Source organism: Fervidobacterium islandicum (genome assembly GCF_000767275.3).
In the GTDB taxonomy this organism is placed as follows: domain Bacteria; phylum Thermotogota; class Thermotogae; order Thermotogales; family Fervidobacteriaceae; genus Fervidobacterium; species Fervidobacterium islandicum.
This window is the reverse complement of the sequence record NZ_CP014334.2, coordinates 2197638-2219274: the sequence shown is the minus strand read 5'-3', so window position 1 is coordinate 2219274 and position 21637 is coordinate 2197638. Positions and strand designations below refer to the sequence as shown.

General features: G+C 41.0%; 24 protein-coding genes and 1 tRNA gene. 1 reads left to right on the top strand and 24 read right to left on the bottom strand.

Going from position 1 to position 21637, the window contains the following annotated elements; all coding sequences use genetic code 11:
* Positions 1 to 122: 122 nt before the first annotated feature.
* From rsmG to NA23_RS10445, 19 genes are all read right to left on the bottom strand, one after another.
* Entirely contained in the window at positions 123 to 764 is a 642-nt protein-coding gene (gene rsmG, locus NA23_RS10540; RefSeq protein WP_033191583.1) for a 16S rRNA (guanine(527)-N(7))-methyltransferase RsmG, read from the bottom strand.
* Complete coding sequence (locus NA23_RS10535; protein WP_249477078.1) at positions 730 to 1476, bottom strand: WecB/TagA/CpsF family glycosyltransferase; 747 nt, start codon at positions 1474 to 1476, stop codon at positions 730 to 732. Before NA23_RS10535 ends, rsmG begins: the two co-directional genes overlap by 35 nt.
* Before the next feature lie 57 nt (positions 1477 to 1533).
* Positions 1534 to 1618: transfer RNA gene (locus tag NA23_RS10530), tRNA-Leu, on the bottom strand.
* 80 nt (positions 1619 to 1698) lie between these two features.
* Positions 1699 to 2217, bottom strand: a complete 519-nt coding sequence (locus NA23_RS10525; RefSeq protein ID WP_033191584.1) for a hypothetical protein — start codon at positions 2215 to 2217, stop codon at positions 1699 to 1701.
* 39 nt (positions 2218 to 2256) lie between these two features.
* A complete protein-coding gene (locus NA23_RS10520) occupies positions 2257 to 2850 on the bottom strand; it encodes a hypothetical protein (protein ID WP_249477076.1) in 594 nt (197 codons plus the stop codon).
* A 66-nt stretch (positions 2851 to 2916) separates the two neighbouring features.
* Entirely contained in the window at positions 2917 to 4107 is a 1191-nt protein-coding gene (locus NA23_RS10515; protein ID WP_033191586.1) for an LCP family protein, read from the bottom strand.
* Between the two features lies 1 nt (position 4108).
* Positions 4109 to 4630, bottom strand: a complete 522-nt coding sequence (gene hpt, locus NA23_RS10510) for a hypoxanthine phosphoribosyltransferase (RefSeq protein ID WP_090223207.1) — start codon at positions 4628 to 4630, stop codon at positions 4109 to 4111.
* Between the two features lie 78 nt (positions 4631 to 4708).
* Positions 4709 to 5785 (bottom strand): tRNA 2-thiouridine(34) synthase MnmA, encoded by a 1077-nt coding sequence (gene mnmA / locus NA23_RS10505; RefSeq protein WP_084384102.1) that lies wholly within the window; start codon positions 5783 to 5785, stop codon positions 4709 to 4711.
* Positions 5782 to 6207 (bottom strand): RrF2 family transcriptional regulator, encoded by a 426-nt coding sequence (locus NA23_RS10500; protein WP_033191588.1) that lies wholly within the window; start codon positions 6205 to 6207, stop codon positions 5782 to 5784. Before NA23_RS10500 ends, mnmA begins: the two co-directional genes overlap by 4 nt.
* Before the next feature lie 25 nt (positions 6208 to 6232).
* Positions 6233 to 7585: a 3D domain-containing protein gene (locus tag NA23_RS10655; protein ID WP_275060689.1), complete on the bottom strand. Its 1353-nt coding sequence runs from the start codon at positions 7583 to 7585 to the stop codon at positions 6233 to 6235.
* A gap of 92 nt (positions 7586 to 7677) precedes the next feature.
* Positions 7678 to 8352: a DUF2225 domain-containing protein gene (locus NA23_RS10485; protein WP_033191590.1), complete on the bottom strand. Its 675-nt coding sequence runs from the start codon at positions 8350 to 8352 to the stop codon at positions 7678 to 7680.
* Entirely contained in the window at positions 8327 to 9247 is a 921-nt protein-coding gene (gene ftsY / locus NA23_RS10480; protein ID WP_033191591.1) for a signal recognition particle-docking protein FtsY, read from the bottom strand. Before ftsY ends, NA23_RS10485 begins: the two co-directional genes overlap by 26 nt.
* A 42-nt stretch (positions 9248 to 9289) precedes the next feature.
* Entirely contained in the window at positions 9290 to 10105 is an 816-nt protein-coding gene (locus NA23_RS10475; RefSeq protein WP_052107127.1) for a class I SAM-dependent methyltransferase, read from the bottom strand.
* Positions 10095 to 10364 carry a hypothetical protein gene (locus NA23_RS10470; protein WP_033191592.1) on the bottom strand — a complete coding sequence of 90 codons (270 nt, stop codon included), beginning with the start codon at positions 10362 to 10364 and terminating at the stop codon, positions 10095 to 10097. The genes NA23_RS10475 and NA23_RS10470 overlap by 11 nt, the downstream gene beginning before the upstream one ends.
* Before the next feature lie 48 nt (positions 10365 to 10412).
* Positions 10413 to 11135 carry a hypothetical protein gene (locus tag NA23_RS10465; protein ID WP_033191593.1) on the bottom strand — a complete coding sequence of 241 codons (723 nt, stop codon included), beginning with the start codon at positions 11133 to 11135 and terminating at the stop codon, positions 10413 to 10415.
* 33 nt (positions 11136 to 11168) lie between these two features.
* Positions 11169 to 11444 carry a trigger factor gene (locus NA23_RS10460; protein ID WP_014452511.1) on the bottom strand — a complete coding sequence of 92 codons (276 nt, stop codon included), beginning with the start codon at positions 11442 to 11444 and terminating at the stop codon, positions 11169 to 11171.
* A 5-nt stretch (positions 11445 to 11449) separates the two neighbouring features.
* Complete coding sequence (gene minD, locus NA23_RS10455) at positions 11450 to 12262, bottom strand: septum site-determining protein MinD (RefSeq protein WP_033191594.1); 813 nt, start codon at positions 12260 to 12262, stop codon at positions 11450 to 11452.
* 42 nt (positions 12263 to 12304) lie between these two features.
* The gene (gene prfB, locus NA23_RS10450) at positions 12305 to 13414 is read right to left on the bottom strand and encodes a peptide chain release factor 2 (RefSeq protein WP_033191595.1); all 1110 of its coding nucleotides are present in this window, start codon (positions 13412 to 13414) and stop codon (positions 12305 to 12307) included.
* Positions 13415 to 13453: 39 nt separating this feature from the next.
* Positions 13454 to 14434 (bottom strand): T9SS type B sorting domain-containing protein, encoded by a 981-nt coding sequence (locus NA23_RS10445; RefSeq protein ID WP_052107128.1) that lies wholly within the window; start codon positions 14432 to 14434, stop codon positions 13454 to 13456.
* A gap of 214 nt (positions 14435 to 14648) precedes the next feature.
* Here NA23_RS10445 and NA23_RS10440 point away from each other — a divergent pair, with 214 nt between their 5' ends.
* Positions 14649 to 15848: an IS110 family RNA-guided transposase gene (locus tag NA23_RS10440; RefSeq protein ID WP_236938321.1), complete on the top strand. Its 1200-nt coding sequence runs from the start codon at positions 14649 to 14651 to the stop codon at positions 15846 to 15848.
* Positions 15849 to 15866: 18 nt separating this feature from the next.
* Here the strand turns inward: NA23_RS10440 and NA23_RS10435 are convergent, their stop codons facing one another.
* Genes NA23_RS10435 through NA23_RS10415 form a run of 5 tightly spaced genes read right to left on the bottom strand, consistent with a single transcriptional unit; the run spans position 15867 to position 21503 of the window.
* Positions 15867 to 16160: an EscU/YscU/HrcU family type III secretion system export apparatus switch protein gene (locus NA23_RS10435; protein ID WP_052107129.1), complete on the bottom strand. Its 294-nt coding sequence runs from the start codon at positions 16158 to 16160 to the stop codon at positions 15867 to 15869.
* On the bottom strand, positions 16144 to 16845 hold the full coding sequence (locus NA23_RS10430) for a hypothetical protein (protein ID WP_033191596.1): 702 nt from the start codon (positions 16843 to 16845) through the stop codon (positions 16144 to 16146). Before NA23_RS10430 ends, NA23_RS10435 begins: the two co-directional genes overlap by 17 nt.
* A gap of 3 nt (positions 16846 to 16848) precedes the next feature.
* A complete protein-coding gene (gene mfd / locus NA23_RS10425) occupies positions 16849 to 19638 on the bottom strand; it encodes a transcription-repair coupling factor (protein ID WP_084384101.1) in 2790 nt (929 codons plus the stop codon).
* A gap of 41 nt (positions 19639 to 19679) precedes the next feature.
* Entirely contained in the window at positions 19680 to 20951 is a 1272-nt protein-coding gene (locus NA23_RS10420; protein ID WP_033191598.1) for a nucleotidyltransferase, read from the bottom strand.
* A gap of 3 nt (positions 20952 to 20954) precedes the next feature.
* The gene (locus NA23_RS10415; RefSeq protein ID WP_249477074.1) at positions 20955 to 21503 is read right to left on the bottom strand and encodes a hypothetical protein; all 549 of its coding nucleotides are present in this window, start codon (positions 21501 to 21503) and stop codon (positions 20955 to 20957) included.
* Positions 21504 to 21637 lie beyond the last annotated feature (134 nt).

The window sequence follows — 21637 nt, the reverse complement described above, 5'->3', positions numbered from 1 at the left end:
TCGCAGCCTTTTGAATAGATTTTTCATTCATTGAATGAATATTCTCAAAAGTAATTATACCACAAAAAATCCCCGAGGCAATAGAAGTATACCTCGGGGATTTTGGTTTGACGTTTGTTTTTTTATCTGATCGGTCTTTTTTCAGGAATTCCCGTTTTTCTAGGATATCTTTCCGGTGTTGGAGCGAATTTTTCGAAGACAAGAAAGAATCTGTCTTTGCCTAAAATAGTGTATTTTCTCGTCTCGACCAATTTTACACCAAGTTCTTTCATGGCATTTACAGACTGACCCAACTCTTCTGTATAACCTGGCCCTTTGTAGAGTAGAACCTTTCCTCCAACTTTGACATAAGGTGCGGTGAGTTCTAAAACCGTTGCTATCTTTGAGACCGCTCTTGACACTGCGCTGTCAAAATGTTCTCTAAAATTCCCAGCTTTTTTCAGTTCTTCCGCTCTGATGCACATTAATTCAACATTCTTGATTTCCAGTTGTTCGCACAATTTTTTCACATAGTCTATTTTTTTGCATACACTGTCTATCAGAAGTCCTTTAGCGCCGAATTCTATAGCAAGAAATACACCAGGGACACCGCCGCCAGTGCCCACATCCAAAAATTCAGCACCCAAATCTTCTGGTTTTACGGCAATTACAGAATCCATGTAAAGATTATGGAAGGCTTCATTGAAGTCTTTGAAACCAACAAGGTTCACAGGGGAGTCAATAAGTTCTTTAACGTACCTTTTTACAAGTTCCATTTTTTCCATCAAGAACCACCTTGAAAAAGAATTTTGCAACATCAACCGGAACGCGAGCTCGTGCGATTGGTTCGTTCAACCATCTGTAGAACCACTCAAGACGTAGTTTCTGGAATAGTTGCGGTGCACGTTTTTTAACGCCCGCGATAACATCAAAACTGCCACCAACACCCATAGCAAGTTTGAACGGAAGGTGTTTGTGCTGGTGTATCCAGAGTTCTTGTCTGGGAGTCCCCATTCCAACAAACAAAAGGTCAGGTCTTAATCTTTCAATCTCCTCAGCCGGCGTTTGGTCTTCAAAGTAGCCGTGGTGGTAACCCACAACGTTTACACCCTGCTTTTTCAAATTCTCGGCGGTCTTTGGTATAACATCAGGTCTTGCGCCTAACAGGTAGACCGTCCACTTTCTAGCCACCGCTTCTTTGCAAAGATAAACCATTGTGTCAATGCCAGGTATCCTGTCTGTATCGACACCACAATGCCTCTTTATCGCCCAAACAACTCCCGCTCCATCTGGAAGATGAAAAGAAGCATGCTCCAACGCCTCTCTATAGTCAGGGATCTGCTCTGCTTTTAGGAAAATCTGGCTATTTAGCGTTACGACAAAGAGCTTTTCGCCCCTTTCTATGAGTTCAACAAGATGTCCCCTGACTTCTCCAGCCTTTCCACAAAGGACATTGTAGTCGTAAAACCTTACGTTCGTCAAAATACCACCCGCCAAAAGTGCATAATTAAAAAATTTGGGTCGGTTTCTTCCGACCCTTGCTGAACTAATATCTGGTGCCGAGGGCGGGATTTGAACCCGCACGGGTGACCCCACATGATCCTGAGTCATGCGCGTCTGCCAATTCCGCCACCTCGGCAAACTTATTCTCATGTATCAGCAAGGTTTATTATATCACATCGATGAAAGTTTTCAAGTATTATAAACATAGAAAATGTCTTAAAAATACGGTTCCAACAAACCTATAACTATTTTGAAGTTGCCTTTGTAATATAGTGCTTCCACGTAAAGCTTGTCCTTCATCCTCATGCCTGGTGGGTCTGGGATATAGAACCTTAAGCTTGCAAACACGGCATCGGATATGTCTGCAATACTTCTAAAATCGCTTAGATACCCGATTTGGATGGATAGTTGTTTGTTCGTAAGTCCAACAACGGGACCGTATACAACAGAAAAGGCGTTCTCAGAATCACTGTAATCGTATGTTGCGTAAATAGTTGGTCCCACGATAAGACCTAAATCGCTCCCAAAATATACACCACCGTAAATGTTCCAAAGCTTGTTTACCGTCCAGTCAGCATTCAGTGTGAATCCGCTCTCCTCGTATCCGAGGCGTAAGACCCAGTTCGGCGAATTTCCATAATTGTATCCGACTCCAAAGTTAAAGTACGCAAACCCAAACACTATTAGTGTGAGTAAGTAAAAAACGAGAGCTCTTCGTAAGAATGCTCTAAGCATCTCCGTTCCCCCTCTTCTGAAATCTTAGGACAGGTGAAACTATCCTATTATGAATTTCTTGAACTCCAAAACCACCTTTTCGTCAGTTCTTTCGTACAATATCTCTATCTTCTTTGGAAGGTCGCGCTCTGTGTAAAGCCTGACTGTTATCGGTTGAACTCCGAATCTCGCAAGAATTGCTGCGTTCTTTGGTTTGAACTCAACATAATTCGACTGGTGCACCACATCAAAAAGAGGTGTTGAGAGGAAATCGGTTATCGATGTAAGTACATCACCCACTTGTGAAACGTTTGAGGATATGTTTTCCGTTGATTTAAAATTCTTGTATTTGTATTCAACTCTCCTCGAGATTAAGTCATACTGGATTACTATGTCTTTAATTACTTCGGGAGCTTTCAAATAAAAAACGAAGTTCTCAAGGTTTTCAACAACCATATCAAAGGAAAATGTTATCTTTTTATGTGACTGACCATCCATAATATCAAATGTCAGCGACGCACTTACGTCGTAGTTGCGGCTTCCGGCAAGTTTTTCAATGAAATTGTAAACACTGATACCATTTTCAACTGACTTCGTTAGGACCGATTGAGAGTTAGTTTGTGAATATCCAAGGCTAATATATATCACAAGCACCAGGCTTAGAAAGGTAAAGAAGATTCTCTTACTTTTTAGCAAACCTCTCACCTCTGCAATAGATTCTTAAATTTGCAAGTCGCTTTTTAGCACTATTATGAAGTCTATGGGGAAGACAACTTTCTTACCACTCTTGGTTAACTCACCTATGATAGAAAGGTACTTAGATACGTAATCGATTCTATCTTCGACGTAAACAACTTCGAACTTGGTTTGTGGAAAGACATCCTCGATTAGTTTGTCGATGTACTTTTTAAGTCCTTCGTTTTTTCGAAGTATCAACACCGTATTTTTCTCGATGTTTACATCTACACCTTCGTAAAATATATTGTTGGGTTTGTACCCTTTTGAAGAAAAAAGATTCTCAATTTTGCCTCCGAATTTTATCGTTCTGTCTTTTGTATTGTTTATAACGTAGAACCTGTACTTTTCTTCTAATTTTTTCTCACCTGTTGTGAAGCTTGCACGATACTGTTCTATCTTAGATTCGTCGATGTACAAGTTACCATCTTCACCTATGTAAAACGGAAATGGAACACTTTCAATTTGGAAGCCATTCTTTACTTTCGAAAGGATGTAAACGACTTCACCTATTTCTATGTTGAACTCCGTCCGCTTTTTTACCTCTTTATACAATTCAGTTAGTGCGAAGACGTTTTTTTGCAGAGCTTTTTGGGCTAACTTTTCTATTATGACCCTCTGTTTGTCCAACCTTCCTATGTCACCTTCTGCAGTTTTTCGAAAACGTAAGTACGCAAGCAGTTCTTTTCCTTTCATTTTGTAATAACCAGGTGAGAAGTCGATTTCCAAATTCTGAGCAACATCCTTGTAATGCATTGGTCTGTCGACAAAAATCTCGATTGGTCCGAGTTCGTCACCAAGGAATTTGAAGATATCATAATCTACTATGAAGTACCTATTTATACTCATACCTGTAAGCTGTTCGATCCTTTTCTTAAATTTCTCAAGCCCTTCTGACTGGTAATAGGCATTGATTTTTTTACCATCTATCATCAAATCCCTCGGGATACTGGAGAGCAGCATTTTCTTTTTTTCAAGATCTATGCTTGCGACAAGTATAACATCGGTACGCCTTGTCCCACCAATGTCTTTATCTAATCCCAAAACGAGAATATTGACGGGGTCCTCCGTCGGTATGAAAAATATCCTCAGGAACATCTCTATCCAGATCGTTGATACGAAAAGTGCAGCAGCTATTCCTATGAATATTACGAACACGTAGAGTACATTTTTCATGTCACTTAATATCTCCCTTTACCCATCCTATGTACGGTAGATTCCTGTATTTTTCGTTGTAATCAAGCCCGTAACCTATTACGAATTTATCTTCTATCTCAAAACCCATGAAGTCGGGATTAACTTGAGGAGTTCTGCCAAGCTTTTTCAGCAACGTTACAACTTTTAGGTCCGCTGGTCGATACCTCTTCAGGTATTCAAGTATATACGAAAGTGTCAGTCCTGTGTCGAGAATATCCTCAACTACAATAACGTACCTTCCTTCTATTGGCTCATCTATCCAGCTTTTCACCCTAATACGTCCCGTTGAGGAAACACCAGAGTAGCTGGAGACCTGAATAAACGAGTATTCTACGTTCATCTCTATATTCTGCACAAGCTCGCTAAAAAAATGGATTGAACCTTTCAAAACACACACAGCATGGAGTGTGTCGGTTTTGTCTTTGTAATATTCTGTAATTTCCTTTCCGAGTTCTTTTACGCGTTGCCTGATTTGTTCGTTGGATATCATAACTTCTATCAAGGAAATCCCCTCCCACATTAGCTTGATTATTTGTTATTTCAGCCATGTTTTCATGCTGGCAGAGTGTGTTCATCTCCGTTACTGAATTACTCCCGAGCAAACCACCTTTGGACCATCGTAGAAGACTGCGATCTGGCCAGGTGTTACTGCGAAAGTTGGTTCATCGAACGTTACAAAGAGCCTTCCACCTTTTTCCTTTTCGTACCTGACTGTGCAACCCACCTCTTTAAACTTTTTTCGTATCTTCACAGTAGCTCGGAACTCATTTGGCAATTCGTCGTATATGTTTAAATCAGAAACGACCATGTGCTTGTCGTAAAGCTCGTCAACTGGAGCAACTAAAATAAAATTGCCTTCAACGTTTTTGGCCCTCACGTAAAATTTACTTCCAGCGGCTATACCGAGTTTCCTTTGACCTATCGTGTAAAATGGTAATCCTTCATGCTTTCCGATAATTCTCCCGTCGGTTGTAATGATATTTCCCTGTTTGACTTCAATTCCGGCATCTTTGAAAAACGCCTTCAAGTCGTTGTCAGGTAAGAAGCATAAATCTTGGGAGTCTACCTTTTGAGCAACATGTATGCCCTGCTGTTGAGCGATTTTTCTTATCTCATCTTTCGTGTAATTCCCGTTTGGTAGAATTATTCTTTCTAATTTCTCCTTCCTGATTGAAGCTAAAAAATACGACTGATCCTTACTTTCGTCAACTGCTTTGTACAAATGACCATCTATTATCCTTGCATAGTGTCCGGATGCCACATACTCCATTCCATCTCTTAATGCAATATCCATGACAACACCGAACTTTATGTATTCATTACAGAAAAAGCAGGGATTCGGGGTCCGTCCAAGAAGGTTCTCGTTTATGAAGTAATCTATTATCTTTTCTTTGAACACATCTTCGACATGAACTATCCTAAACGGAACACCGAATTTTTTCGCAATCATCTGGGCATCGAATGTATCAGATGGACTACAGCAGACTTTGTGTTTTATTTCTTTGGTTATATAAAGTTCATCCTTCACAGTCTTCATGTGATAAGCGGTTACGTCGTACCCTTCTTTCAAAAGCAAATACAGCGCAACCGCGCTATCAACACCACCGCTAAGTAAAACACCTACTTTGACTCCTTTTTTATTGAACCCAGTACTCAAATATTGCACCTCGCTTTGTAATCTTCAATCAAATTTTTGAGCTTAATGCTCTTAAGCGTGTCTTCCATTTTTTCCAAAACGACTTCCCAGATTTTGTTAACCGTGCAAGTCTCAGGACTCTCTTGAGTTGGGTCCACATCGACAAAGCATTTAATGGCATCAGTTGGGTTATCCACAGCAGTAACGATATCGTAGACCGTTATCTCTTCGGTGCCTTTTGCGAGTTCATAACCACCGCCTCTTCCTCTGTAAGCTTTCAGTATGCCGTTTCTTGCAAGGTCTGCCAGAATTTTTTCCGCAAACTCAAGCGGCAACTTCGCTCGGCATCTCTTAACTATTTCACGTGCGTTTACACGCCTATTCTCTAAGCCTATTAATATCATTATCTTTATCGCGTACTCACTCTTCATTGTGATAGCCAATATATCACCCTTCCTTTTCACCGGTTCAGTTATTTATTTCTGGTCTGATTATATAAACAGGATGTGGTGTAATTCCGTTATTCAACGCGAGTCGTACATCGCTTACGTAGACGTCAATCCTGTTGCCCTTTATCGCACTACCAGTGTCCTCGGCGATAAAGACCACATTAGCTAATGTCGGTATATAAACAAGTGAACCAAGAGGGATAACCGTTGGATCAACGGCTATAGTCAGAAATTGTTGGGGAACCCTACCATTTCGTGCTATCCTAAACGTAGGGTGAATTGGAACTTTACCATCGTCCCATTCGGAGTAGAATGTTACAGTGAATATGCCTTTGTATTCTGTGAACAACCTAAGAGGGTCTCTTGGTTCACCATCTATGTAGAGTTCAAAGTGGAATACGTCGATGCACTGACCTATTGGTTTATCAACGCTGACAAAATTGCCCGGTTTGAGCGAAGTGTTTATCCCACCGTATATCGCCATTATCATATTACCATGATCGATAGTCACTGTAGTATTATCAACGTTTAGCACCTTACCCGGTAGAATGGGATATATATCCTTTCCTTTTGCGTAGATGTCCATACCGATGGTTTTTACACCATTTCTTTCCTGACCGTGGTAAGAAAGTATATCTGTGGGCTGTATCTTCACAGGAACGCGCACGTAATTTTTTGGGTCATCGACTGGGATTTTGATCAGTTGACCAACACTTATTTTCGACGCATCCTTTATATCGTTAATACTGATCAACGAGTTTAAACTAACCTTATAAGCCGATGCTATCGATGAGAGATTATCACCCGACTTCACTATATAGTAGATATAACCTGTGTTTAGTTTTAGTAAAGTTGCTGGATCCGTACTTTGAAGTGCGCTTTTTAACTCAATTATCTGTTGCTGCAACTGTTTGAGAAATTCAATATCGCTTTGGCTTATTTTTTGAGGCATGTTCTGTTGGATATTTCTAACTTGTGCGCTGAGGGAATCTATACCTTTTTGAAGATTATCAATCTGCTTAATTTGGTTTTCCAAAGAAGCCACTCTACTTTGTACCGTAGTCACATTTTTCTCAACAGTAGCAAGTTTCTTCGTTAAGTCGCTTATCGCATTGTTATTACTGCCATTAACACTTTCGACCTTTTCGACTCTTTTTGATAGCTGTTCCAAAGACGCCTGAACTTTATCAATAGTCGCAACTTTCTGTTGTAACTGACCGACAGAGTTTTCGAGTTTGGAAACGGAATCTGTAATCTGCACAAGTTGGTTCTGCATTTTTTGAATCTGCTGTGATTGAACAGTATTAACGTTCTGAGAAGTACTCAATTTCTCAATTTTTTCGACACGCTCTTCAATATTTTGCAATTGCATGGAAAGCTCCAGGTAATTTCCTATCGGCATGCAGGAGTAAATCAATAGCAAAAGGGATAAAAATAGCAACACAGAAGATAGCTTTAAGATGCTTATTTTAGTTCTTCCTTTATACTTTGCCATCTGTCTCTCCCTGCCTTAACATAAAAGGAATTTATATTCTTATATCTGGTTACGAGCTCGGAAAACCATTTTTTTGCTTCACTGACTTTTCCAAGCTTGTAAGATATCTCCCCAAGGTAGAATAACACCACCGGCTCTTTTTCAGTGTCTAAGTTTGTTTTCGTATAGCACTCTTCAAAATACACCAAAGCTCTCGCAAGTGCTTTAAGTTCGTTTTCTTCGTCTGATAATTCTCTGTAAAGCCATGCCATCCTCAGATACATCTCAGCAACTTTGCATGGTTGTCTCTTTGCGTTGTAGAATAGCGTTGCAAGTGCATAAGTAATTATGGCTGTCCTATGGTCTCGTTCCTGTGAAAATGAAACATTTTCAGGTATTCTTATTTCGTTCTGAACTTTCCTTAGTTCTTCCATGTAAATTGGAGACACCGGCTGTTCAAAATCTTGCTCCAAGGCGGCATAATGGCAGTGTGGGCATACAATGACAGAATACAACAGTGGATTGACTCCTTCGTAATTTGGTTTCATGTCTTCGTCGTATCTTTTAATTCTAATTTTGTCTGTGAAAACTTTCTTCGAAACAGCCTCGTTTGAACATATTGGGCATCTATATCTCTTGTCATACAGCAGTGGCGGTTGACTCATTAACTTCATCTCCTGCCAATAAGGCTTCCACGAAGTCTTTGGCATCGAACGGTTTCAAATCTTCTATTCCTTCTCCCACGCCTATGAATTTAATTGGTATGCCAAGCTCTTTTGCAATGGCAATTGCAATTCCACCTTTCGCAGTTCCATCAAGTTTTGTAAGCACTATGCCTGTTACATTAACAACTTCCTTGAAAATTTTCGCTTGCTGCAAACCATTCTGACCCGTCACAGCGTCCATGACCAAAAGCACTTCGTGAGGTGCAGATGGTATGAGTTTTTGGACGACCCTGTGCACTTTCTGGAGTTCGTCCATAAGGTGTTTTTTGTTGTGTAGTCTGCCAGCTGTATCCAGAATAACAACGTCTTTCCCCTTGGAAATGGCATGGTTCACAGCATCAAAGGCTACAGCTCCAGCATCCGCTCCCTCCATATGTGCGATAAACGTAGCCCCACTTCTCTCTGACCAAATTTTCAGTTGGTCTATTGCGGCCGCTCTGAATGTATCGCATGCGCCAAGAACTACTTGCTTTCCCTCGCTCTTAAACATGTACGCCAGCTTCCCGCACGTTGTTGTCTTTCCAGAACCGTTCACCCCAACCATGCTGATTACAAAAGGCTTCTCATTCGGAATGTTCAGTCTATTATCCTTCGAAAGAATCTCAATTAAAATCTCTTTCAAGGCTCCAAACGCATCTTCTGGTTTCATCTCTTCGAGTCTGTCAAGGATATATTCGGTAGCTTCAACTCCAACATCGGCAGAAATTAGTAGCTCTTCGATCTCGTCCCGAGTCTCTTTGTCAAATTTCTTAGTTTTTAGTATCTGACCGATTTTGTTAAAAAATGCGTCTCTACTTTTTTTGAGTCCTTCCTTTAGTTTATCAAAGAATCCCATACTCGCTTGCAACCTCCCTTGTATGTCTCAAACATTAATCGACTACCTATCTAAATCCACACATGCGTAGATAAGCCCGCTTCTTTTACTGGTAATTACTCTATCAAACTTTACAGAAAGCCTTTCCAAAAGGCTATCTTTTATGAGCGTCTTGATGACTACCCTTTTTCTTGCAATTCTTATCATCTCTTCAACAATTTCTGTATCTATCGTATCATAACTTGCAAGAGGTCTTAGGGGATTAAGGGCCGAACTTTCATAAACTGGGTTTTCAAACATCGGGTCGCAGTAAACTATATCAAAAGATTTGTCAGGCTGCCTTTTTATAAAATCTTTCATATCATCGTTGAACAGAACTATCTTCTTTACAGCTTCGTTTATCCATTCCTCCTTTGATTTATAGTTACTCAACCCATAGGAGACAACGCGGTATATGTGAACCGATACTTCCGTTCCAATAACTTGCTTGACAAAATGTGCCATAAACACCGCATCCATACCTAAACCAAAGGTTGCATCGTAGATGATATCTTCATAAGAAGGCCTCAACGCTTCTAAAAGTAAGTCCCTGCCATCTCTCTTATAGTTTTCCATCCGTATCTTGGCCATTCCAGGATGGAAGAACAATCTTCCAGCTGGAGCAATTACGGAAAGCTGTAGGTTGTTGTCAACAACGTAGTAAATCTTTATCTCTCCGGTTTTCACCCTTTCAGATAGGTGGCGGCGATTGTAATAAGGAACTTTGAAATTTTGAGAGAGCTTCTTCGCCAGCTCAACAGCTTCTTTGGACGGATTGTGGGAAGTGGTGACGACAACACCTATCTCTTTTTGGCTCGTACTTCTGATTTCATTGACCATTTGTTATTCCACTTGCCTCCTTAGTGTTCGCGGTATCATTTTCTTCCGCCAAACGTTTCAATTTCTGAAGTGTTGATTCTTTATCCAAAATCTGTTGCTTCTCCGTTTCATAAGCCTGTTTTAATTCTTTGAGCTCTTTGGAGAGCATGATGTACCGCAGAAAACTAGTTAGGAAATACGCTAAGAAGACGATGAAGATTACAATAAGAAGTACAAGAAGAATATTATCTTCCTTCCGCTTTTTTCTTTCTACCTTCAAACGCAGACACCTCTTAAGTAGACGGATGAAAAACTTGAGAAACTAAGTTCAGCCTGTGAAATCAACAATCTCTCCATCTTTCTCTGGAAAACTATAAACATCTTTTTGCTGTACAGATTCGACAGCTTTGATAGTGTAGTACTTATTTTTCTCAGCAATAAAAAATGCCTTGTACACTCCTGAGACACTTTCGGTGAACAGTCTGTAAGTCTTTCTTGCATATACATCGTACACTTCCACAAACTCACGGGATTTAGTACGGATCTCAAATATATATCCCTCTGACTTTTTGATGAATTTAACATCCGAACCGTCCGAAGTGAAATCATAAACAACGTAGAATTCATCAGCACCTTGTACGTTGTAGGTTTTGCTTGGAAAGACTATCGCAACGGTAGTGGCAGGCAACGTTGTATCGGTTGAGTAACTTAGCACTAGGTTTGATGAGAAAGTTAAGCTATCTTTGCGTGTTGACGCTATTTCATATTTGTCAATCATAACACCAAAGATGTTTGTAGACGTCCTCAACATTCCAAAAGGGCTATCGATTGTTACAGTTGCTTCATGAGTAAACGAGACAATACCAATACTGGCAGCCCTATTCACATCTTCAAGGACTCGCATGACTTCATCTGGGAGCCCATTCATGTAGAAATAAAAAGTATAGATTGTTTTACCTGTTCCTGAGAGAACATTACTAAGCAAGAATGCACAGCTGGATAAAAGCAAAGTCAGTGCTACCATAACCAAGGTGATTACAACCTTTTTCAAATGCCTTCGCCTCTCTTACAGCGGATTTCTATTTTACTTGAAATTGACGTTCGTCACAATTACGATATAACCATTCTGCTCATGATAGTCCACCTTCACCTTTTCCGGTGGTATGTTGAACTTTCTTGAAATGGTCTCAATAACAGCATACTTAATCTCTTCTGAATTTGCCTCGAACTCTTCCACGGGTATCATTTTGACTATTTCTCGTCTTCTGGTAAGCATTGTTTCCAGCCTCTCAGCAGCTTCCTCTTTCGGTGATTTTGTATTCTTGTGTTTTTTCTTTCTGAATATGTCGATAATCCACATCACAATCACCTCTTCTTAAACACGGAGAGTAAAGAAGATAATAACCCTTTGGAGGTACCCTTGAGGTCTTCTTCTATAGGTACCTCTTCCCCCTTGATTCTTTTTACAATATTTTCAAAACTTTTCCCGATAACGACACCATCTTCAAGCACAGCTGGAATACCTTTGTTTGTGGCTATTATAACCTCTTCCGAATCGGGGATAACTCCTATTATTCTCATCGCCAACGCCTTTTCAACATCTGTCTTATCAAGCATATCGCCACGTTTCGCCATGTGGGGCTTGAATTTGTTCAACACAATGTACATCTTGTCTTCGCTAAAACCGTAGTTTTCGAGTAAACCGATAACTCTGTCCGCATCGGAAATCGCCGGTAGTTCCGGTGTCGTGACAATAAACGCAGCTTCTGCTGGCGCAACGGAATTCCTGAAACCACGTTCGATGCCTGCAGGAGAGTCGATTAGTATGAAATCAAAATCATCGTATAGTTCTTGAACTATTCGTTTCATATCTTCCGGTGACATCATCTCTTTTGTAGCAACCTGCGAGGCGGCCAGCAAGTAAAGATTTTTCAGCTGTTTGTGTTTAACAAGGGCCTCTTTTGCTGAAACTGTACCATTTACAACGTCGAAAGACGTGTAAATGATTCTGTTCTCCAACCCCAGGACCACGTCCAAATTTTTCAAGCCTATGTCAGCATCGATCAAGCACACGCGTTCCCCCATCTTGGCCAAAGTGCAGCCAAGATTAGCGGTGAAGGTTGTCTTACCCACACCGCCCTTTCCAGACGTCACGACAAACACCTTTGGTCTGTTCACATACCCCACCCCTTTAGTCTTGTTAAAAGCAAAAACACCGCACTATTCGTTCAAACCTAATTTTGCGTAGTAAACAAGCTCAGCTTCTATGAACATATCTATGTCCCCATCCATCACCGCTTCTATGTTTCCCGTTTCAACTTCTGTTCTGTGGTCTTTCACCATCGTGTAAGGCTGGAAGACATAGGACCTAATCTGGTTGCCCCAGCTGATGTCTTTCAACTCGCCTTGGATCTGTTCTATCTGCTTTCTTCTCTTTTCCAACTCAAGCTGGTATAATCTTGCCTTCAACATCTTCATAGCCGTTTCCCTGTTTTGAAGCTGTGACCTTTCCGTCTGACACGTTACAACGATACCTGTTGGCAAGTGGGTAATTCTTATAGCAGACTCCGTTTTATTAACGTACTGACCACCAGCACCACTAGCCCTGTAGGTGTCTATCCTCAAATCCTCCGGTCTAATTTCAATATCTATGTCGTCCTCTATTTCCGGGAGCACGTTAACGGAAGCAAAGGATGTGTGCCTTCTTTTATTCGCATCAAACGGAGATATTCTTACAAGTCTGTGCACTCCTCTTTCGTACTTTAAGTATCCATAAGCAAAGTCACCTTTGATGTATAACGTCGCACTTTTTATTCCCGCCTCTTCACCTTCTTGGTAATCAACTATCTCGACATCGAATCCTTTTCTTTCCGCCCAACGCATGTACATACGCAAAAGCATCGAAGCCCAGTCCTGCGATTCCGTTCCACCAGCACCTGGATGGATAGAAAGGTACGCGTTCGATGAGTCGAACTTACCGTTGAGTATTAGCTCAAGTTCGAATTCCCTAATCTTTTTTGCGACTTCCTCGATGATCTCCTCAAGATGCTCTTGCATCGATGGGTCTTCCTCAGCAAGTTCGATACCAACTTCTATGTCTTCGAACAGTGATTTGATACGCTCCATATCCTCAATGATCTTCCTTGTCCTTTGTATTTCCCTGTTCACTTGCTGAGCCCTTTTCTGATCGCTCCAAAAGTCAGGTTTCAAACTTTCTTCCTCGAGTTCTCTTAGCCTTACCTTCTTGTCCTCGGGATGGAACACTTCGATGATATCATCAAACTTCTTCTTAAGTTCTTCGATTCGTTGTTTCTGTTCGTACGTTATCACTCTTAGACACCTCTCTGTCTCTATTTATTCTAATTTAAATTATTTACCAGTCAAAGCCAGATAAGTTATGAGGCCTGTAAAAAGAAGAATAAACGCTATTGTGATTTCTTTTGCGTACGTGTAAACGGAAGTGTCTAAAACCGTCTTCGCTTCTTTTTGAATAGTTGTCAAACCATCCGATAACAAAACTCTGACGGTGTAAACACCGTCCGGATAACCTTTTCCATCCCATTTGAGTTGTGTTGTCCCGGCATCGATTTTCAAAGGCTTTTCATAGACAATTATACCAGAAGAATTGATAATTTGAATACTTCCACTTGCCGGTCTTGATGAGTATATCTTAATAACGCACTCGTCCTCGTTCCAATCACCATTCGGTGAAAACTTCTCCGACACAACAAGTTCTAAGTTGAACGGAAGAGGACTGAACTTCAACCAAACGGGTACTTCTTTACCGTACTGGATATTGAGATTTTGCCTTATGTCCTCAAACCCTGGAGAAGAAAAGACTAACTCTTGAAGACCAACTGGTGCCAAGACCTTTTCGCCGTCTTTTTTCACAACACCGTAGAGCACGCCTTTGGAAGAGTAAACATAGACAGGGTAGACGTTGGAGAAAACCGTAACTTCTCCCAAGCGGGTAGATGGGATATAAACTATCTTTGGCTGTTTTTCTACATAGAATACGATTCTGTCATACATTGCGTATTTATTCGATGTGAGTATCCAAACCGAATGGTAACCCTCCGCGTCAAATCTTACCACTATTCTACCGAAACTGTCGGTATTCCCAGCATATTTTCCATCGATGTAGACAGCAGCGAATGGTTCGTCCGTGTAGAGTAATACCGAGTAATCGGGCAAATCATTTATGGAGATATTGGGCACATTACCGATGCCGATGATTATTTGGAATGAGAACTCAGCAAATGCCGAGATTGTCGTCACTGTCGTCAGAATGACAAATAATACCAATCCGAATATCGGTGCACGAGATAGGTACTTAAAAATTTTGCTCATAGAAATCCACCTCCTACATAAAAATATGGTATAAATAATTTAGCTTAAAAAAATTGAGGGCAGGACAACTTATGTCACCTTGGCTTTTAAGCCATTTAAGGAGTCTGTTGCCTGCCTTTAACCATGATTAGTTGGTTGGGCTTTCAGCCCTCGTCAGCATGGAGGATTGGTTCAGCAGGCTCCCTGCCCTCATCATTCGAAAGGAGGATTTTTCATGGATAACTTCCCTGTTTTCGTCGGCATCGATGTTTCCAAGGATAAGTTCAACGTCTGCGCTATCTCTAATCCCAGTTCCATCATCTTCGAATCTTCTTTCGATATGTCCCAGCAAGGCTTTTCCTCCTTCGCAAACAAACTCTCTGCCTTCCCAAAACAATCCATCATCATCGCTATGGAATCTACTGGCTGTTATCATCTCAACCTTCTGGCTTTCCTTTCTTCCAACGACTTTGCTTGCGCTGTTTTTAATCCTCTAACTGTTAAAAACTTTGCTTCTCTTCGAAAGACCAAAACCGACAAAATCGATGCTCGCATTATCGCTACTGCTTTGTTTTACCTACAACATCAAATTCCTTCTTCTGCTTTTGTCAACTCTGAGCTTCGTGATATTGTCAGAGCACGCGAAAACATTATCCACCGCATCGCAAAAGTTAAAGACAATATCGAAAAACTGCTCAACGTTCTTTTCCCTGAACTCGAAAGAGTTACCAATATCTACAGTGACACTATCCTCAATCTTCTTTCTCATTTCCCTTCTGCCAAGGCTATTCAAAAGGCTCGTAATCTGGATGTGTTCTTTTCCAAAGACCGTGGCAGAAGTACAAAACTTAATGCTCAAAAACTTAAAGAACTCGCTAATAACTCGATTGCTCAATATTGGCCGATGAAAGAAAAGATTCTTGTGCAAAATATCAAAGAACTACAATTTTTACAGCAACAGCTTGAAGAATACGACAAGATGATGAAAGAATATTGCGAATGTAGTGCGATAAACCTTGATATCGAGATACTCACGTCAATACCAGGTATTGGTGAAAACAGCGCGATGCATTTCTTGGCAGAAGTTGGAGATATCTCAAGATTTAGTACATACAAAAAACTCATTGCGTATTGTGGACTCGATCCAAGCATTGCCCAATCAGGCAAAAGCAAAGTAGAAGGACACATATCGAAAAGGGGCAATGCCCACCTAAGACGAATACTATGGCTAATGGCAGTGAGTGTAGTGATTCACAACGAATATTTCCGAACATACTATGAACGAAAAAGGCAGCAAGGTATACCGTACAAAAAAGCGATAATGTCAGTAGTACACAAGTTATTGCGAACGTTGTACGCAATGTTGAGAAAGAAAGAGAAGTTCAATATTGATTATGCTATCTCACACTCAAAACAAAAATTTAATTTTGCATAGTTGACTCCTTAAATTTAATTACTTGTTAAGCCCGAGCTGAATGAACGCAAGTACTTCTGCAACGGCAACGTAGAGTTTTGATGGTATTGGCTCCAGCACATCGAGTTTGAAAAGTTCTCTCACCAGCTCTTCAGACTTCACTATCGGGACATTGCTTTCTTGTGCTCTCTTGACTATCATCTCAGCCAAATGACACTTGCCTTTTGCCACTACAAAAGGTACGTAATCTTCGCCCGGCTTGTATCTCAGAGCTACAGCCAATTTCGTTGTGCAATCTGTATCGTACCTATCACTTTCATACGTACGTTCCATCACGCATCGCCTCGAGCTTTATCGATACAACGTTAAAATTATCCTTCAGACGTTTCTCCAACTCAAGTATGTTCTCTGGAACCTTTTCAAAAAATAACGTTACGCTCGAACTTAAGGTACTTTCCTGAATAATTCCGTAAATACGGTTATTCTTGAGAAAGACCTCGAAAGTTCCACCTTCCCTGTCAAGAAAAACAACTCCTTCATCAACAATTAGACCATACTTCCCGGATAAAACGTTCAAGTAATTTAAAAAGCCTGCCAGGTCTTGCTGTTTCTCATTTTCTTTTGTCTTATCGTCTGATGATTCCACATTCAGAGAGCGTGTTTTTTTCAAAGCCATCTTAAGTTTTTGAAGCATAGACTTGTCCATTTCCCTTCGTTTAGAAACCTCCTCTAAGAACAGCGCAATTGCAACAATGAGTCGTTCTTTAGCTGAGAATTCCAAATCGTTGACGAGTTCTTCTGCGAGTTGAACAAACCTAACACTTGGCAAATCTCGAAAGTTGTAAGGCTTTTTCGCCAAGACCTTTGCTAAGTAATCACCCACCCCGAAATCTTTCAGCTCAATCTTAGTACCCTCTTTCGGTGCCTTCTTTTCGCTCTTTATTATATATTCACCGTCCGATGTCTTTACCTTCACGTACTTTCCATACGACTCCACGACAAAACCAAAAATCTTCACGCTTCAGACAACCACCTTTGATTGTTCTATAAGTTCATCCAAGTTAACGAAAAAGATGTAGACATCTTCTTTCTCGTTGTATATATAACTTGGAGATATTTCTTCAAACTTTCCACTTTTGAATTTGACAACCAGGCCGACATCCGATATCGTAGCTTTTGCAACGTTTCTTTTCCATAGTATTATACGCAATAGTGCATATTTCAGCAGATTTTCTACACTTTCTGGCATCTTACCAAACCTGTCGACAAGTTCTTCGTGAATGTCGAGTATTTCTTGTTCACTGATCGCTGACGCTATCCTTCTGTAGAATCTCATGCGCTCGAACGGGTCGTATATGTAAAACTCCGGTATCACGATGCTTCCTGGAATACCTTCAAGTTCCGTATCGATTTTGCTCTGCACTTGTCCTGTGTATTCCATGACCGCTTCATTAAGTAAGTCAAGGTAATACTTGAGCCCGAGGTCGTTGACATACCCGTGCTGCTCGACACCGAAAATAGCGCCCACGCCCCTGATTTCCATATCCTTCATTGCGATTTTCATACCACTTCCAGGACCCTGGTAAGATTTTATCGCATAAAGTCTTTCCAACACTTTATCGTTCACATTTCTTCCATGGAAGAAATAGGCAAAAGCTATCTTGTCGCTTCTGCCGACCCGGCCACGTAGCTGGTACAACTGTGCAAGTCCATATCTATGGGCATCGTCGACGATAAGCGTATTTGCGTCAGGTACGTCTACACCATTTTCAACTATCGTAGTACAAAGAAGTACATCCGCGTGCTTGTGGTAAAACGCATCTATCGCTCTCTTCATTTCGCTCTTTGGTTGCTGTCCATGAGCGATTACAATATTCGCTTCCGGAACCAACTCTTTTAACCTTTCGTAAACCCCATATATAGAGTTCACGCGGTTGTGAACGTATATGACCTGCCCACCTCGACCTATCTCCCTCAATATCGCAAGCCTTATAATCCTTTCATCAAATGGACCTATGTGCACTTGAATTTCCTTTCTTCCTAACGGAGGCGTTTTAATTTCAGATAGGTCCTTCAAACTCGAAAGTGCCATGTTCAATGTTCTCGGAATAGGTGTGGCACTCATGGAAAGAACATTCACATTTACCCTCAGTTTCTTGAATTTTTCTTTCTGCTCTACTCCAAATTTCTGCTCTTCATCGATAACAACCAGTCCCAAATCTGCGAATTTCACATCGCGCAGTACGCTGTGTGTTCCGACAAGCAAGTCTATTTTTCCTGATTCTACACCTTCTAAAATTTCTTCGCGTTCTTTTTTCGTTGAGAACCTATTCAGCAGTGCAACGTTTATTCCAAATGGTTTAAACCTTGCCACGAGATTATCGTAGTGTTGCTTTGCCAAGATCGTCGTTGGAGCAAGGAGTACCGCTTGCTTACCGGAGACGATTGTTCTGAATATCGCTCTTATGGCCACTTCCGTTTTCCCATAACCTGCATCTCCAACAAGCAGTCGGTCCATCGGCTTTTCGCTCGCCAAGTCTTCAAGTACTTCGCTGATTGCGTTCAGCTGGTCGGGTGTTTCAACAAACGGAAAGGTCTTGGCAAACTCTTCCTCAAGGTCGGCATCTCCTGGCAATGACAAGCCTCTAACACTACTCCGCGCGTGGTATATCAAGACAAGATCTCGAACAAGCTCTTCTATATTTTTCTTCGCCTTCTCAACCTTTCGCGACCAAGTACCTTTCTTAAGTGAGTCAAGCTTTACATTTACCTCATCGCCAACGTACTTTTCTACCAAGTCTATCCTTTCGATAGGTACGTACAGAACAGAATCGGCAAAGTTCAACACCAAAAACTCACGTTGTACACCGTTCACATCGACTTTTTTAATTTCGTTGAACCTCGCAATACCGTATTTCTTGTGGACAACAATATCGCCTACCTGCAGTTCATCCTCTGAGATTACAGGTTCTGATGGTATGTATTCCTCTTCCTGAGGCTTTCTTACAACAAACTGAGCCTTTTCAATAGGTAGTTCTTTCGCCTTCGATAAAACTAGGTCGTAGTCTATTATCCCAAAGCGTTTGTAATCCCTTAGCTTGTCATCTTGCCCCATCTCTTCCATCGACTTACGTAGTTCACGCTCAAATCGAGTAAAGTGCTCGATGACGCTCTTTCTGTCTTTTACGTACAATTCAACATCGTAATCTAAAAACGTTCCACTCACAAACTTGCCAGTGAGCTGGTTTTCTATTGGCTCCAAAATTATCTCGCCAGCCGATTTGAAATACTCGCCGTTAAGTACAAATTCCCGTGCTGGCAATAAAATGGCACTTTCTAAACTTTCTTCACTTCGCTGTGTCTTTAGGTTGAACTTTCGAATGTCTTCGATGACGTTACCAAAAAGCTCCAGCCTGACAGGTAAGCCGTCTGGTCCGAAATAGTCTATTATCTCTCCCCTTACCGAAAACGTTCCGCCTTCACGGACATTGAAAACCCTCTCATACCCGAGCTTTGCAAAGAGTTTCTCAGGTTCGGAAAGTCTGTCCCCAACTTTAAGTAGATGTGTATTTTCTTTCAAAACATTTGGTGGCATCACAAAGTGTAAAAGGGAACGTAGTGTGCAGACGCCTTTTAACTTTCCTTGAATTGCAAGGTGAAGTGCAAATATACGCCGAGACCTAACATACCATGAAGGGCTCAGGTTTTCGTAAGGGAGCACATCGTAATCTGGTATATAATAATACCCTTCTATTTCACAATCTTTTTCGGTTGGAACTATAACAATTTCATTCATCGCTTTATTAATCAAACACCTCCGTACTTGACGTATTGTAATCGAGTCGGGCTTCACTATAACATAACAGGTTGCTGTTCAAAATCCATACCAGCTGAGCGAACCGACTTGTTTGGATAAAGAAAACTGTATATATCACTTGCCAAGACATCTTTTTCAAACTGCCAGATGTATAAATCACCATCTACCTGCCATTCGCGTTTCCCTTCGGCTTGCTGCTTTTCGACATCTTCAAGAACTTGTTTGTAAAGCGACGCTGTTGCAATCAGAGGAACGGATGATTTCTTCTTTATCTCTCTAAGCAGTTCTCTTCCCTTAGTGTTGAATCCCAAAATTCTCAAATACTGAGGTCCCAAAGTGTTGGACTTTTCCATTTTTTCTTTTTCCAAATCGAATAGCACATGCAAAATCGCACGTCTAATCCTCGAATAGGTGAACCTCTTGGCTTTTACTAACTCAACGAACTGCTGTAGATCCCCTGTCTGTCTGGCAGCTTCCCAAAACCTCAAGTCAAGCCCTTCGTTGAAACTGTAAATTTTTTCAAACTCTTCCCTCTTCATCTTTCTGAACACCGCTATAACAAACTCCAAATATTCCCAAAATACAGGTCCTCTTCCTTTCTCAAACTCTTCCCTCAGTACCTCGTAAGTTGCAGGAGGAACAGCTTCTCTTATCGTTTCAAATTGCCCTGCCTTAACAACTTTCCTGATCGCCGTTGCAGAGGATAACCTTCCCTTGAATTCCGGGTCGTTATAATCCGCTCCGACCCTTTTGATTACGTGTGGCTCTATCTCGCTTTTGTATTGCATCAGTGCTTTTATGTACTCAATTCCCAGAATATCGTTTGATTTTGAAAGCTTAGCTACATCATCGCTTAATGTGCCCATAAGTGCATATTTTCTGGCATTAGGATACGAAAATCCCATCTTCAACTGCTTTTTGAATTCAGCTTGAAATTCCGGCGTTTGGTTGACGAGTGTGTGCGCAACCCTCTTTAAAAAATCAATATCCCCGCTTTCACTACCAAAAACGATATCTGTAACAACCCCGGTCTTGTGCAGCACACCAATGGATCCTACAGCGAATCCACCGGCATCTTGAATAGCGTAAACCGTTGGGAGTTCCAAAACAAGGTCCACTCCGTTGAGCAGCGCTATCTTCGTACGTGCATATTTGTTTACGATAGCAGGTTCACCGCGTTGGCAAAAATTCCCACTCATCACTGCAACAACGTAGTCAGGCTTAACAAGCCTTATAGACTCTCTCAAATGGTGCAAATGCCCGTAATGAAATGGGTTGTACTCAACTACTATCCCAAGCACCCTCATAACTTATTCTTCGAACTCCTTTTTCATTATTGTGTATATCAAGACGAACAATATCAAATTGTACACAAAGTACACCGCACCCAAGTACATCATCTCGACAGTATTACCATGTTCACCAAGTAGATCCAGCCCAATCCAGGTAGGTCCGTTGAACGCTAATTTGTAAACCTGAACTCCCAGTGCTATACCTGATGCAATAAACGAAAGGATTATAAACAAAGAAGAATTTCCATCAAGAGCCTTTGAATAAGGATAAACCGCCAGCAAGAAACCGCTTAACGTCAGCATCGCCAAAGTGAAAAACAAAAACCTTGACTCCAAAAAAGTAAAGCCCGTGAGATTTGAAACGATAGGAGAGATGTACATCACGGCAAAATAAACGGCTGTGGAGATAAATCCAAATACAAAGGTTATAAACCCAACCAAGATGACAAAATAAAACTCCCACTTTGGTAATTTTGATTCCCTTTTACCGAAAATTCGAGAACTTTGAGCTGAATGTCTTGAATGATGTTCCCTTTGGATATTTGTACCATAATTTTCCTGACCCATCCTCCTGACCTCCTTTTAGGATACACTCTTTTCCTTTAAATTATACCAGATTTTCACAGTGTGGTCTATCATAACCAATATAGCTGATGCGCTACTTTTCTCTTGTTTGCTTTACGATATACGACTTTATACTT